Genomic DNA, 14,108 nt, shown 5'->3' on the forward strand with positions numbered 1-14,108 from the left:
GACTTTCAATCGAATAAATTGAAAGTCCGCTTCTTGGTTGTAGCGCATGCTTTAACTGAGGTGATGCACTTCTTGAAGGCCATAGACCGGCGTCAGGATGCCCTCCATCCGAGCCTTTATCTGCAGCGAGAGAAACTGTGAATAATGCCGGGACTGATGCAGGTTTCCACCATGCATCCAAAGGTTTGGAACCTGTGTCGGCTTCCACATATTGCGTTGCTCGCCTTCCCAAGGCCCCGGGTCCTTGGTTGTGTCAGAGCCCAGACCCCAACATTTCCCAAGCCGATCCGCCATATCCTGACCCATCAGGTCAGCAACCCAGCCGTTCATCGAATTATACCCGGTCGCATAGACCACCAGATCAGCATCCAGATGCGTTCTGTCATCAAGGATGACTCCGGTTTCATCAAGGGCTGTAACCTGACCGCGTTTCAGCTTGATCTCACCATCAATGATCAACTGGCTGGCCCCAATATCGATGTAATAGCCTGATCCGCGGCGCAGGTATTTCATGAACAGCCCGCTTTCGTCATCGCCCCAATCCAGCCAGAACCCGGCCTTTTCCAAACCGTCATAAAACTCTTTGTCCTGCTCTTTCATCGCGGCATAGGCCGGAATCTGGAATTCATGCAGAATGCGATAAGGCAGTGATGCAAAGATCAGATCGGCCTTTTCGGTCGTCATGCCAGACCGCACCGCACGTTCAGAATAAAGATCGCCCAGTCCGATTTCCATAAGGGTGTCCGAGCGGACAATATGGGTTGAGGACCGCTGCACCATTGTCACATCGGCATCGTTTTCCCAAAGCGCGGCGCAGATGTCATGGGCCGAGTTGTTGGACCCCACCACGACAACTTTCTTGCCTGCCCATCTGGCCGGCCCGTCGTGTTCCGAAGAATGTGCCTGCTCACCCTTAAAAACATCCATACCCGGAAAATCAGGCATGCGTTTCTTGCCGGACATACCCGTCGCCATGATCAGCTGCTTGGGCCGCAACACCACCTCTTCGCCATCCCGGTCCACCGTGATAGTCCATTCGCCCTTGTCTTCATCGAAGGTGGCGGATTTGGCCGTCGTGCGCGTCCAATAATTCAGCTCCATCACTTTGGTGTACATCTCAAGCCAGTCGCCGATCTTGTCCTTGGGCGAGAACACGGGCCAGTTTTCCGGGAACTTGATGTAAGGCAGATGGTCATACCAGACCGGATCATGCAGGCAGAGGGATTTGTAGCGATTGCGCCAACTATCGCCAGGCCGGTCATTCCGTTCAACGATGATCGTCGGGACGCCGAGCTGTCGCAGCCGCGCACCCATGGCGATCCCACCCTGACCACCTCCGATGATGACGCAGTAGGGCTGTGTTTTGTTGCCCAGTTCAGCCTCTTCTTGGGCCCGTTCTTCCGCCCATGTGGTCCTGTGTTTACCCGCACCATGCTTGGCCCCAAGTGGGCGGTTGAACCCTTTAGGCTCTTCATGACCTTTCAGCTCGACCATCGTGGTCAGCAAGGTCCATATCTTGCCATCCTTGAGGCGGATTAACCCAAAGCCGCGTGCCACTTCGGTTTCGAACTCGATCCATGCGGTGGTTATTCCGCCATCTTCAGTGGGTACTTCACCTTCGGCTATTTTCCAACCGCTCGGCTTTGTTGTGGCCAACTGATGCGCGAGCATATCTGCCACCTGCGCCTTGCCTTCGACCGTTTTGATATTCCAGGTAAAGCTGACCAGATCGCGCCAATAGCAATCGTCCTGGAACATATCGCAGGCGGCATCGATATCGCCTTGGGATAAAGCCGTACCGAAGTCATCCAGGAACCCCTGCACCTGATCCGAGAGTGTTGTGTCGAGCATGTCATCCTCCCTATCTCCACGGAGCAAAAGGCTGGCAAATCCGCGTCCCTTCGGGCAAGTCGATTTGGCGGCTCAACGCTTGACCTCGGCCAAAAATCCCAAGACTTGTTGCGCGCGCAACAAGGGCGCAACACGAAGGCATGTGCGTTTATGCAGGTGGAATAAGCCCGGCCTTTCGCACACGGCGCAGGATTGTCGACCGGTTCACGCCAAGGCGTCGCGCCACTTGAGACATATTCCAATCGCAAGCACGCAGCAGTGCTTCCAGATCATCTGAGTCCAGCTTTTGCGCAGGGGCGAGCGCCGGGGCTGGCAAATCCGTCAAGTCGATGATGTTGTCCTGACACAGGGCGACCGCGCTGTGCAGCAGATGTTCCAGTTCACGAATATTGCCGCTCCATAGTCGTGATTTCAGATCGGCGCGCGCGACTGTCGACAGGTGAATATCATGGCTTGCAAACCGTCGAAGCAGGCGATCAATTAGCCAATCCAGATCCGCTCGGTGGCGCAAAGGCGGCAGAGAAAATGTGGCCCCCGCAATCCGGTGCAGCAGATCTTCACGCAGACCGCCCTGCAATCCCGCCGGGGGCTGCCGACATGAGGCAATGATCCTCAGATCAGCCCGCCGCTCAAGCACTGCTAAAAGAGAGGCCTGTGCAGGCTCGCTCAGGTCTTCGACACCGCTCAGGAACAGCGTGCCGGGGTCGATGGTTTGGCAGAAATCGAATGTCTCGGTATCGCAACAGATCACTGTGTGGAAATCCTGTCTCGCAGGATCGGCCATGTGGATCGCACGCGCCAGTTTGGTCTTGCCCGTGCCGCTTTCACCAGTCAGCAAAAGCGGCAGGCTGGTCGGTGCAAGACGCGCAGCATTGTTCAAAAGCTGCTGAAGGTCCGCATCCGGCCCCGCAAAACTGCCAAGGGCTCCGGGCAGAACCTGTTCTCGCTTGCGCAGGGCCGCCGTCATCTGCGACGTCTGTGGCGCAACGGCATGACCATAGAGCGCTCGCCCGTCCTTGAGGTGTAGAACGCGGTCTTCGGACGGTCTGCCGCGCATGAACTCCGGCATGTCATCAACACTGATTTCAAGCCAGTCCTGCAATTGCGACCCGATCAGGTGGCCCGAACCGTCCGGGTCCAGTGCGCGTCGGGCCCCCGAGGTCATACCAATGATCTTGCCGCTTCCGTCCACTGCAACCGCCGCTTCAGGATCGACCTCGAGAAATTCGGGGCTTGCTGAAAAGCGCAGGACCCAATCGCGCCTGGTCGATGCCATCAGGTTTGCCATCTCGACGCGACGGGCGGAATTCGTCACCAATGTCATGGCCAGATTCTGCGACGCCTTAGGCGAAGGGCCACGCAACAACGAAACATCCAAAACAGCCGCAAGACCACCTTTGGTATCGAAAATAGGCGCTGCCGTACAAGACAGCGGCGTATGCGTGATCGAAAAATGATCCCCCTGATGGATCGTCACCGGCTGACCTGTAACGATACACGACCCTACCCCGTTCGTTCCTGCCAACTCTTCCGTCCACTTGAATCCCAGATGAAGACCGGCAGTTCTGAGTTCGTCCTCGAAGTTCCGGTCGCCAAAGAAATCGACGCAGACGCCATCTGCATCCGCAAGCAGCAGGACATAGTTCTGCCCTGCCACCTGCGCAAACAGCGATTGCAGCCCCGAGCGCGCCGTTGCGATCAGACGTTCGGATTGTTCCAGATGTTCACGGAATTTGGTGTCAGGCAGTATGTACGCTGGTTCCTGTCGTGAGGGATCCATACCATAGGTCTCAACACAGCGCTGCCAGCTGTCCGCGACAAGTCGGTCTCGCCCTGTATCGAACCCGCTCAAGACACGGTCAATCTCTTTTGAATGCTGGCGATCCAACAGCTTCCCGTCCTGCAAACCCTTCCTAAAAATAGCAGGTGGAAGGCTTCGCGCCTATGCTCAAATTTCGTCTGGCAAACGTTTGGCGCTTCGTTTCGTCAAGCTGACCTTCGTTGAACGCGCGGCATAGCTCACTTTCGGGCTCTCCCGACGCTTTCGCCGCGCTATCCACGAGCGACAGGTCCGGGACGAACTACCTTTTGCTGAACCGCTGACGAACCGGAAAGTAGCGGACAGTAAGGATTTTGAGTGTGGCAAAATGTAATAAAGACTTTACTGCGGGGATTCAGTTTTCTTGGTTTCAAATTTCTGAGGTTTCGCTAACTTCGCGTCGAGTGGCGTTAATCTATGTTCACCAACTATACCAGTCACCTATTGCGGTAACCCTGCTTTTAACCAACCTTCACGCCAATTGTTTGCACAAGATGGGACAGTGAATATTGGTAATTGAGTCTGCGCCGAGGTTACGGTCAGCCCTGGGCGCAAAGCCTGAAGATTTGCAACCGCTTCGCGAGCAGCATCACCATCGGTGAGGTGGCCCAGAGCAGCGATCAGCATGAGATGACTCATTACGAAGTTTGAACGCACAGATAAGGCATTTCGGCAAGCCTTAATGGATTCTTCATAGCGCCCAAGATGGAATAGTGCACTTGCTTGAGCGAGATAAGCAGCATGGCGCAATGGATCGTGCGGGCTGAAGTCCACAGATTGAGTTGCGTGGCTGAGTGCCTCCTCTGGGCGATTAAGCAGAAACAGGTTGATGGACGCCAGCATGTGAACTGTTGCGGCGTTTGGGTTCTGCTCGAGAGCTTGTTTAAACGCAACCCGCGCGCGTGGTAAATCCCGCGCCAGCATTGAGATTGAATGCGCAGCATACGCCAGTGCGATCCCGTCTGCACGATCGCTAAGCAGCACCCGTTCGGCTGCTTTTACGGCCTCTTTCGGCCCTTCGCCAATAGGCTCAAGCCCTTGGACCATGCGTTGAATATGCAACCAAGCCAACAAACCTGATGCTGACGCATATTCCGGGTCGCGACCCAGTGCGAGGGTCGTCAGCCTTATGGCCTCTCGATTGTCTTCATCCGTCAATAGGTGGAAGTGCGATTGCGCTCGCAGGTAAAGTTCATAGGCTTCCAAATTATCCGTGGGTTTCGCGCGCGCGCGGTTTGTTTCGGCGTGCCGTAGCGATGGCTCAATCGCTGTAATGACTTCCAGCGTGACTTTGTCTTGAAGGTCGAAAATATCATCAAGTACGCCGTCAAAGCGTTCTGCCCAGAGATGACTGCCGTTTTCCGCATCAATCAATTGCCCAGTAATGCGGACGCGTTGACCTGCTCGTCTGACCGAGCCCTCGAGAACATAGCGCACTCCAAGTATGCGACCAACTTCGCGAATATCCGTGCTTTTGCCTTTAAAAGTGAAGGACGAATTTCGGGCCACGACCATCAGCCAGCGGAAACGAGACAACTCTGTGATGATGTCTTCTGTGATTCCGTCCGCAAAGAATTCCTGTTCGGGATCATCAGACATATTGTCGAATGGAAGCACTGCAATCCCAGGTCTAGCATCCGTTTTTTGAGATAGGTTGGCTGAAGTGCCCTTAGGCCAGCACCAAACACCAATGCGGCGCGTGATGTTTTTGAGTTCCGTCTGCTCACCGCCGTCGAACTTGGATGCATCGCCTCGGTCAAGACTGTTGTGAGATGTATCCGACAACAATACCTGATCTGGCTCGGCCATTGCTTCGAGACGAGCGGCGACATTTATTCCATCACCAAAAATGTCGTCGCCTTCGGTGACAACCTCGCCGGTATGAATGCCAATTCGAAGCTTGATACTGTCTGGTTTCTGAGCAGACTGTATTGCGATAGCGCAATCTACAGCGTCTGATGTGGACTTAAACTCGGCGATCCAACCATCGCCCAAGCTTTTGATCATTGTCCCGCCATGGGCTTTCAGAAGCAATTGGAGCGTATCTTCACGAAATGATCGGAGCGCACTAATCGTACCTTCCCGGTCATAATCCATCAGTGCTGAGTAGCCGACAATGTCCGCCGCAAGCACCGTCGTAAGACGTCTGTCCATTCGTTCCCCCTGTTTTAAGGAACTTAACGCGACACTCGACTTCTGTCAGCCCGACAAGGTCGCCTTTTAACGTCACCTTTGGGCTCATCGGCAACATTCGCCGCGCCGTCCTTGAACGACCGCAACTCATGCAGCTTTGGATTTCAGGCTCTCCCGCAATTGACCCTAAGTTACAGGAAACAGCCGACCCGAGAAACGCTATAGCAGACGGTGTTGGAAATTGGCCTTGGGTTTCAATTCGATGAGGCGCTCAAGACCTACGTCACGCAACAGATGGTTAGGCAATTCGTCCAAGCAATAAACCTTCCGTTTCCGGCGCAGGAGGTTCCCAAAGAGTTGACAGATGCTTGTGATATGCAGCCACCAGCCCTTTGGTGGCGGCTGCATCAGTGCGGAGTTTGAAAAGTTCATCGCGCTGCTTCTTCCAAAGACCGAACGCCTTGATTTACACCTTGTGAAAGGTGCCTTGATGATTGAGCTTGGGACGACGCGTTGGCACACGCTTCGATGTGGGTCGCGATGCGATTTGCGCTGATACCCGCCGCGTGGAAAAATCCCTGAAACAACAATCCGTACCCTGTGAACCAAAGACCGGGATTTCGGGGATCTTCCTGACCCATCGGATGAAGTGGGTAACCTTTGTTGTCCAACGCACCCATGTGCCCGAAGAGTTCATCCAGATCTGCTCGATAACCAGTGGCGCAGATCACTACGTCAGGGTAGATTTTTCGACCACTTGCCAGTTCAACGGCGTGGGGTGAAAAGCCGACGGTTTCGCTGACGGCCGCAAACCGACCAGACTTCAGCGCAGAGACAAAACCATCATCCAGAGCGAAGGTTACTCCGTCTTTCAGCATCCGGGAACCACCGCCCATGACATGGCGGCGCAAGCCATAGCGGCGCAGGTTCCCAAAGAAGGCGCGCTGCATGATCGAAAAGATCGGATCGAGCGACCATTTGGGGAATAGCGTGAAGAGGTTGGCCAGCCGCTGTAGCGAAAAGCCGAAGACGCGGGATGGCAGGATCGATGGCCCGTGCCTGACCGAAACCCAGACCTGCGCCGGGTTACAGCGAGACAAATGATTCAACACATCTGTGCCCGAGTTGCCGGCCCCGATGACAAGGACTTTCTTCCCGTCGTATTCACTGGGGTCATCGAAGTCGGCGGCGTGGATGATTTGACCGCCAAACTCCTCCATGCCCGGCCAAACGGGCATATCAGGCACTTTCTCCCGCCCCGTTGCGACAATCAGGTGAGCGCTGAAATAGGTGCCCCTGTTGGTTTCAATCTGCCAGATGTCGTCTTCGTGGAGGATTGACAGGACGCGGGTCTCGAAGTGGATATCGGAAGCAAACTGACGCGCATACTCGCTCAGGTAATCGACAACAGCATCTCGGGGCAAAAAGGTGTCCGAGTTACGAGGTGCGTGATATCCGGGAAGGCTGGCGAAATGGCGATGAATGTTCAGCCGCAACTTCGGATGCCGTGCGCGCCACGGATCGGCCACCCTGTCGGACGCTTCCAGAATGGTGAACGGAATGTTCCGGGCGCGCAGTTCAGAGGCCGCAGCCAACCCGGAAAGACCGGCTCCGATAATGATGGCGGTTGTTGAATGGGGAAATGTCATTTGAGAACTCCAAAAACAGTGCGCTTAACGGCGCGCGAAGAAATATGCGTTGAGTTGATCATGAGGCAGGTGATGGGTCTCGACCTGCCCGAAGCCTGCATTGGCGAGGTATTCCTGTGCTGTCTCAATGCCCCACATTGCTCCGAGGCCTGGCCCGCCTTGCCCAATTGACACTGGCGTGCAGTGCATCAGCGACAGGGAATAAAGCAGGGGTGCAAACGGATTTTGGATGTTGGTTTCTAGATTCCGGGATCCGCCTATATCTTGCATCAGAAGCAATCCGTCCTCGGCGAGTGAGCGGTAGACAAGGTCCAGCAATCCCTGCGGGTCTTTCTGATCGTGCACCGCATCAAACGCTGTGATCAGATCGAAACGTCCCAGAGACTTGACCTTGGAAAGGTCCTGCGCACGAAACGTCAGGTTCTTCAGACCCATGCGTGCCGCTGAGACTTGCGTTTCAGTAAAGGCGTCCTCACACAGATCGATCCCCATAAAGCGGCTTGCAGGAAAGGCTTGGGCCAGTTCCATCATCGCGCGGCCTGCGCCACAGCCCACGTCCAGAACATCAATCCCGTGTTCAAGACGCTCGATCAGACCGGGTTCCACAGGAAGGATGTGCTCTATCAGGGCCGATACCACCAGCTGAGCGCTGTCTTCTGCCATGACTTCATGAAAGCGACAGTAGTCATGGTAATGGGTGCCAGCCCCATCTCGAAACCGTGCGACCATGTCCTCCTCGACCGAGGCCATGACACCAATGAACTGGCAGGTTACAGCCATGTTGTCGGGTTCCGCCGCGCGAGTAAGCAGCGCCGCGTGTTCAGGCGGAAGATTGTAGGTTCCGGCTCCGGGGTCGTAATCGACCACGCCTGACGTCACCATCACAGCCAGCCATTCACGAATGTAACGCTCGGCTAAACCAGCCTTCTCGGCCAGAGTTTTCGAGGTCGCGTTGGGTAAACCGGCGAGCGCGTCAAATAGGTTGGTACGGTGGCCAATCGACGTCATCAACGCGAGCGCGGCACTATTCAATGTGTCGACCATCTGCTCTCCAAAGCGCTCTGCCTTGGCCTCATCAAAAGTAACTGTTGTTTGGTCGTTCATGGGGCTTCTCCGATGTTTTTGGCGTTCATATCGTCTGTTTCTGCATCGGTATTGCCGCAAGGTTGCGAGTCGTGATATGCCCAAGATTGACCAAAACGGTGAATATCGGACATAGCGATGCAAACATTCAAAGCCCCTTGTCGTACAACGGTTGTGACTTTGCCCTGCGTCGGAACCTCGACGGCTTACAGTATTCTCGATGCACTTGCCTCGGTCGGCCGGGATTGGGAAATGCTACATGGGGCCCGTCCCAAGGCGAAGATCTTTGACGCCAAGATGTTGTCGGTAGATGGAGCACCTTATGTCGACATCAACGGACGACGTATCACGCCGGACGGATCACTGGCCGATTATGGTCAACCTGACCTGGTAATCGTTCCTGATCTGCATCTTGCGCCTGACGCACCGTTGCCAGATGAATTCGCCGTGGTGATCCCGTGGCTTGTCAAGGCGTACGCTGACGGCGCAATCATCACGTCTGTTTGTTCTGGTGCGCTCTTACTCGCGGCGGCGGGCTTGTTGGATGGCCTTGATGCCACCAGTCATTGGAGTTTCTGTGATGTCATCGCCCGGAAATTCCCGGATGTCCGCGTGCGCCGAGAACGAATTCTGATACCTGCGGGTGACGGGCATCGGATTGTGACCGCTGGTGGAGCGTCTGCGTGGGGTGATCTGGTTCTGTATCTGGTCGGCCGAATTGCTGGACAGGATGAGGCCCGACGCCTCGCCAAGATTTACTTGCTCCAGCCTCACACTGAAGGACAGTTGCACTACGCTTCTTTGATTGCGGGAGCACAACATGAGGATGCGCTGGTTGCAGATGCCCAGGTTTGGGCCGCGGATAACTATGCCCTGCCAACCCCAGTTGCCGCCATGGCCGCCCGAAGCGGTCTGACCGAGCGAAGTCTGTTGCGGCGGTTTCGCAAAGCCACCGGGCAGACCCCGGTTGAGTACATTCAGACGCTCAGGGTCGAAGAGGCTAAACAGATGCTGGAAACGACCGATATGCCCATCGACGATATAGCTGCCGAGGTTGGATATACAGAGCCATCAAGTTTCCGAAATGCGTTTCGGAGATATGTGGGCATGCCTGCATCGGCCTATCGGAAGAAACGCTTATCGCTGGCTCCTTCGGCGCTTTAGAACGAGTGCTTCGAATGATGCAAGTTGCGTGGGCTTGTTATTCAGCATTCATGATCGAAGCCGCGGTCTGCATGAATGACGGGTAGTCGCGCCGCGGGGCGGCACCGAATTTTTCGCTCATGCCGTATTATTTTGTGACGCGTGCGCGCGTAGCGGGAAAATCGGATTTACGGGTTGGGCTCTCCCAACGCCTTCGCCGCGCTTTGTCCGAACGGCGGATCTGGGAAACGGGGGATTTCCAGACAGCAGAGCATGGCCATCCACGACGCCACAACCGCTGAATAATATTGTCTCGAAATCGCGTCCAACAATCTACGTTCAGTGGCTGGATAATTTGATGAGAAGGCAGATACTTGAAAACGCGGGGAAAACCCTGTTCGCATTTAATGTGAGCCGGAGCGGATGATTGCAGGCTGGTTGCAAATAATCTGGGTTCATTCGCAGATAATCCGGGTTTGGCCCCTCCGATAGATGCAAATAATTCAGGCCGAAAATCAGGATGATTGCAAGCCGAACTGATTATGTTTGCAGGTCATTACAGCTAAGGCTCCCGGCGTTTGGCAGTGAAAGTGATTTTAATGAAGATCAAGTTGACCTCGATGCTGAGGCTCAAGTCGATTTTCTGAAGCTGTTTTCTCACGGCTTTTAGGCGGCGAGCTGCTAGTTTGCGAAGCTGTTTTGATTTTTTGCGAATGTATTTCATGTCTGTCTCCTGTTGAAAATTCGCGGCTCCCGAACACGCCGGGAAAGCAGACCAGTCAACACGCGCGCAGCGCATCGTAGGGCTTGGTGTTTACGGGTCTGCGCGGCGTGTATCTTGGCCGCTCATTTTCATCGGGACGGATCTAAGGCAGGCGCGCAAAAAACAGAGGTTCGCAGTGGAACCGGCGACCTGGTGCGGTGTGTGCAGAACTTAGAGTTTTGAGGGAAAGGCAGTCGGCCCAGACTCGCGGCAACGATCGGGCCGACTGGCTCAAAAGAGCGTTTTTGCCGATTGCCGTCGGCTTAGTGAGATTAGCACGGCAACAGCGGACGTTAAAGCCGATCCGTTCCGGCCGCCATGCGGCCCCGTGCGCTGGAAGCGCACAGTCCTGGCTAATCGGGGCGGTGGCCCCGGTTCGCCGGGACGCCACAACCGAATGAGCTGGTTAGCCCGGATAGGGGTTTGCTGGGCTGTAACGTGTGCCAGCCTCGACAAAGCAGCCGTTGCGGCCACTCAGCCATGCGCGATGAAATGACGAACGCGCAAGTATGCGGCGAAGTGGCCGGGGCATTGTCCAACCGCCATACCCTGACAAATAGATGCGGTGAAGAATTTGATTCATAGGCGACCTCTGATCTGAGACTGTGGAATGGTAGGCGTGTTGGCCGACCTAAGAAAGCCGCGCGCCACGCATGGCGGCGCGCAAGCAGTGGTCAAACCTCCTTTCCGTCGCTGTCAAACCGGCGGACAAGCTGAAAATCTATGAAGCCAAACGAAACCAGATCGGCAAAATGGGCACGGGCTTCGTCTGAATCGGCGTAGGTTTCCGGGTCCGTTCCATCCGGCAAGTCGATTTCGAAAAACTGCATTGCATCGCAAGCGATCCTGACAATTGGTTTTGTAGACATCGGCTTTCCCTCAGCGGCGGATTCTGATGATTTTCGTGTGAACGCTGGCCGTCGAAAAAGTGTTTGGCGGCAAGGTTTCGAGTTCTTCGGCCTCGTCGTGGTGGAATGTGACAGGGACCAGGGCAACAAGGGTTGCCGGTTCGTCATGCCCACCCTGCCCTAGCAGGGACAAAGCCGCCTCGATGTGGGCGCGTACCTGCTTAAAAGGCGGGTTCATGATGATACGGGGAAACTGCGCGCGGCCTCTGACTTCCTCCGCATACTCAAGAAAACAACGGTTGATCGTGGGGCCAATGGCGCGCAGTTTTGCCGCAAGCGTGTTGTGGCGCTCGATCATAGTCAATTCGCAAGTGCTGTGACCTGATGCAATCAGCGCCTTTGCGAGCTGGCCGGTCCCGGCGCTTGGCTCCAATGTCAGATAGTCACCTTGCGGCCCGAGATAACCAACCATCCGCGCGGCTACAGGATCGGGCGTCACGTGGCATTCGGTGAACTTGTCAACGGCGATAACCTCGGGGGCCTTCAGCTCGTCCAGTTGGGGCGCGTCATGCCGCACCCTAACCGGAATGGTTAGGGGCCTGTTCGGGCGGTAGTAGATGCTTGGCCGTTTCTGAGTCATCGTCCTAGCCTTTCAACTTCAAGGGCGTTCGTGGCTTGGTTGACTATCCGTTGCGCCGTGTTTGCCTCGATTCCGGTCTCCATCAAACGGCGCATTGTGACCGCCTTGCCCAGAACGGTCAGGCGCGAAAAACCCTCCTGAACGTATTCCATCGGGTCGGCTTCAACGATCTGGCATTCTCCCTCCGTGTGACCGTGGCTGATTGCCTTTTGCCGCCTCCCCTGCAAATTCTCGGGCAGGATTGCCGCGCCCTGAGTGAGCGCGACAGCGTAGGTGTAAAGGTGGGTTTCCCAATGACGGGTCATTGTGCAATTTCCTCGTCAAAATCTGCAGGGGCGTCATGCTGCTTTTGATCGGTGATCAGGATAGCAGCCCATCCAGCCGAGAAACGCGGCCCTTCGTGGTTCGGGTTCGGTGCGATCCGCACCCGGAAAGCGCCGCAAGCTGAAAGCCGCGTTCCCCTGTAGTCGGTGCCAATTTTGGCAAATTCGGCCTTGGTCATTTCCACCTGTGGAACAAACTCGACTGTTCTATTCCACGGGTTGCGAACCAAAAATTTGCCGCTCTGCGCTTTGAAATTCAGAATAGGCGGCTTTGCCGGTTTCTTTTCGGGCGGCACGTACCCGCAAGACTGCATCAAGTCGCGCCACTCGTCGGCGGATAGCTCAACGGTGCTGCCATCGGCCACATGAGCGGGCAACGGGGCGTCACATTCCACAGAAAACAGATCGTCATCGACCTTTTTCCCCTTCGGTTTGTCTGCGCCGTGTTCGCGGACAAACATTTGCAACAGAGTCGGCGTAATCTCACCTTCAAAACGTGGCACATCGCCCAGCATTTCGCGTTCATATGAAAGGCGGTTCAAGGTGTGAGTGATCCAGCGGGACAGGTGGTCGCTTTCGATGGTGCGTTTTGCGGCCTCGATGCACTGCGCGCGGGCTTCTGCCGGTGTGGTCTTGCCGTCTGTAACTGCCGAATAGAGGCCACAAGGCACCGAAGGGCTGCGGCCCAGAATGAAACTGATTTGCGCGTCAGTGGTCGCGCTTTCCCACATTGCCAAGGCTTTATGCGCAGCGTTCAACCGGCGCTGAAGGTCGCGCAGCTCGGCCAGTAGTTTCTTGATCCGACGCGCGCGCACCTTGGGGTCATTCTTCCGGTTTGCATGACGCTCGACACCTGCCGCGCGATATTGCCAATAACCGATAGCGCCATGAGCCTTAACGGCTTTGTCCATTGCGTTGTGCATCCGCTCTTGTGTCTTGCGGGCTTTGCGCTCGGAGTGATGCCCGACAAGGATAGGCTGACCAAATTCGAATGCACGGGACAGTTCATCAGCGGCCCGGTGAAATGCGTTTGCCTGTTCGGCGCGTTTCTGTGCGATCCCGTCCAGGCGATCCGCTGTGATCTGCGCCCGTTCGGCCATTGTGGTTTCTTCGGGTTCAATCTCGCCTGCCAGTTCAAGCGCAAGGTTTTCGCGGGCAACGGTCCACATTGGGGCAACGAACAATTCCTGTTTAGGTGCCCACTTGAAGCCTGCGGCTTTGACGCGCTCGTATGTGTCGGCGTCCAATCGCTCCGAGGCATACAAACGGATCTTATTGTCCTCGGGGGAGTAAGTTGCACTGATATTAATATCAAAATCAGCCATTCGTGGCGTCTCCTTATCGTGGCGATGCGGTTGCCGGTGTTTCCCAGCTTTCCGCCAATGGGCGCGGCCTTCTGATCTGTTAGCTGATAGATGGACCACATCTATCGGCTGGCAGAACAGGAGGGCGAAGCCCTGCCTGTGGCCTGGGGCGGGACTGTCACGGGGTCGGAGTGGCAAAAAAATGGGAGGGAACCGCGCGCTCGCGCGTGGGAGGAACCGGTTTTTTGACATGGAGACGACGCGCACCGCGCGGCGCTTGCCCCTTGACCGGCCCGACGCAGGATGCGGGCGGATCGGGATGATGGGACCGGCCTGCCGGTCACAGCAGCCCCACTATTGGACAATGCCAGGGCCGGGGTGAGCGCGCTTTAGCGCGTCGATCCTCAGCCCTGTCAATTGATCAATGTGAACCGCGCGCCGCGCGCGGGTCTCAATTCACCGTTTGCGTGGTCTTGTCAGAAAACAAAAGCACGCGTGTTATCCTGCCTCGACGGAAACACTATATTTAGTATACTTACGTTAAGCACCCAC

11 protein-coding genes are annotated in these 14,108 nt (G+C 55.7%); 1 reads left to right on the top strand and 10 read right to left on the bottom strand.

From position 1 onward, the window contains the following. Positions 1 to 51: 51 nt before the first annotated feature. From ACR3EH_RS21495 to ACR3EH_RS21515, 5 genes are all read right to left on the bottom strand, one after another. Positions 52 to 1,851, bottom strand: coding sequence for an NAD(P)/FAD-dependent oxidoreductase (locus tag ACR3EH_RS21495; RefSeq protein ID WP_171676796.1), 1,800 nt, complete (start codon positions 1,849 to 1,851; stop codon positions 52 to 54). 148 nt (positions 1,852 to 1,999) lie between these two features. After that, positions 2,000 to 3,742, bottom strand: a complete 1,743-nt coding sequence (locus ACR3EH_RS21500; protein WP_171676829.1) for a sigma-54-dependent Fis family transcriptional regulator — start codon at positions 3,740 to 3,742, stop codon at positions 2,000 to 2,002. 369 nt (positions 3,743 to 4,111) lie between these two features. Beyond that, a complete protein-coding gene (locus ACR3EH_RS21505; protein WP_171676798.1) occupies positions 4,112 to 5,824 on the bottom strand; it encodes an adenylate/guanylate cyclase domain-containing protein in 1,713 nt (570 codons plus the stop codon). Positions 5,825 to 6,231: 407 nt separating this feature from the next. Further along, positions 6,232 to 7,452 (bottom strand): flavin-containing monooxygenase, encoded by a 1,221-nt coding sequence (locus tag ACR3EH_RS21510; RefSeq protein WP_171676800.1) that lies wholly within the window; start codon positions 7,450 to 7,452, stop codon positions 6,232 to 6,234. A gap of 24 nt (positions 7,453 to 7,476) precedes the next feature. After that, a complete protein-coding gene (locus tag ACR3EH_RS21515; RefSeq protein WP_171676802.1) occupies positions 7,477 to 8,556 on the bottom strand; it encodes a class I SAM-dependent methyltransferase in 1,080 nt (359 codons plus the stop codon). A 117-nt stretch (positions 8,557 to 8,673) separates the two neighbouring features. Between ACR3EH_RS21515 and ACR3EH_RS21520 the strand changes: the two genes are divergently transcribed. Then, a complete protein-coding gene (locus tag ACR3EH_RS21520; protein WP_171676804.1) occupies positions 8,674 to 9,699 on the top strand; it encodes a GlxA family transcriptional regulator in 1,026 nt (341 codons plus the stop codon). 541 nt (positions 9,700 to 10,240) lie between these two features. Here the strand turns inward: ACR3EH_RS21520 and ACR3EH_RS21525 are convergent. The 5 genes from ACR3EH_RS21525 to ACR3EH_RS21545 all read right to left on the bottom strand — a co-directional run bounded on the left by ACR3EH_RS21525 (position 10,241) and on the right by ACR3EH_RS21545 (position 13,577). Then, positions 10,241 to 10,402 (bottom strand): hypothetical protein, encoded by a 162-nt coding sequence (locus tag ACR3EH_RS21525; RefSeq protein WP_171676806.1) that lies wholly within the window; start codon positions 10,400 to 10,402, stop codon positions 10,241 to 10,243. Between the two features lie 713 nt (positions 10,403 to 11,115). Continuing rightward, on the bottom strand, positions 11,116 to 11,310 hold the full coding sequence (locus ACR3EH_RS21530) for a hypothetical protein (RefSeq protein ID WP_171676808.1): 195 nt from the start codon (positions 11,308 to 11,310) through the stop codon (positions 11,116 to 11,118). A 10-nt stretch (positions 11,311 to 11,320) separates the two neighbouring features. Further along, the gene (locus ACR3EH_RS21535) at positions 11,321 to 11,929 is read right to left on the bottom strand and encodes a methyltransferase type 11 (protein WP_171676810.1); all 609 of its coding nucleotides are present in this window, start codon (positions 11,927 to 11,929) and stop codon (positions 11,321 to 11,323) included. Next, entirely contained in the window at positions 11,926 to 12,234 is a 309-nt protein-coding gene (locus tag ACR3EH_RS21540; RefSeq protein WP_171676812.1) for a hypothetical protein, read from the bottom strand. The genes ACR3EH_RS21535 and ACR3EH_RS21540 overlap by 4 nt, the downstream gene beginning before the upstream one ends. Continuing rightward, positions 12,231 to 13,577, bottom strand: a complete 1,347-nt coding sequence (locus tag ACR3EH_RS21545) for a DUF3560 domain-containing protein (RefSeq protein WP_171676814.1) — start codon at positions 13,575 to 13,577, stop codon at positions 12,231 to 12,233. The genes ACR3EH_RS21540 and ACR3EH_RS21545 overlap by 4 nt, the downstream gene beginning before the upstream one ends. Between the last annotated feature and the right edge of the window lie 531 nt (positions 13,578 to 14,108).

Source organism: Ruegeria sp. BG7 (assembly GCF_056535685.1).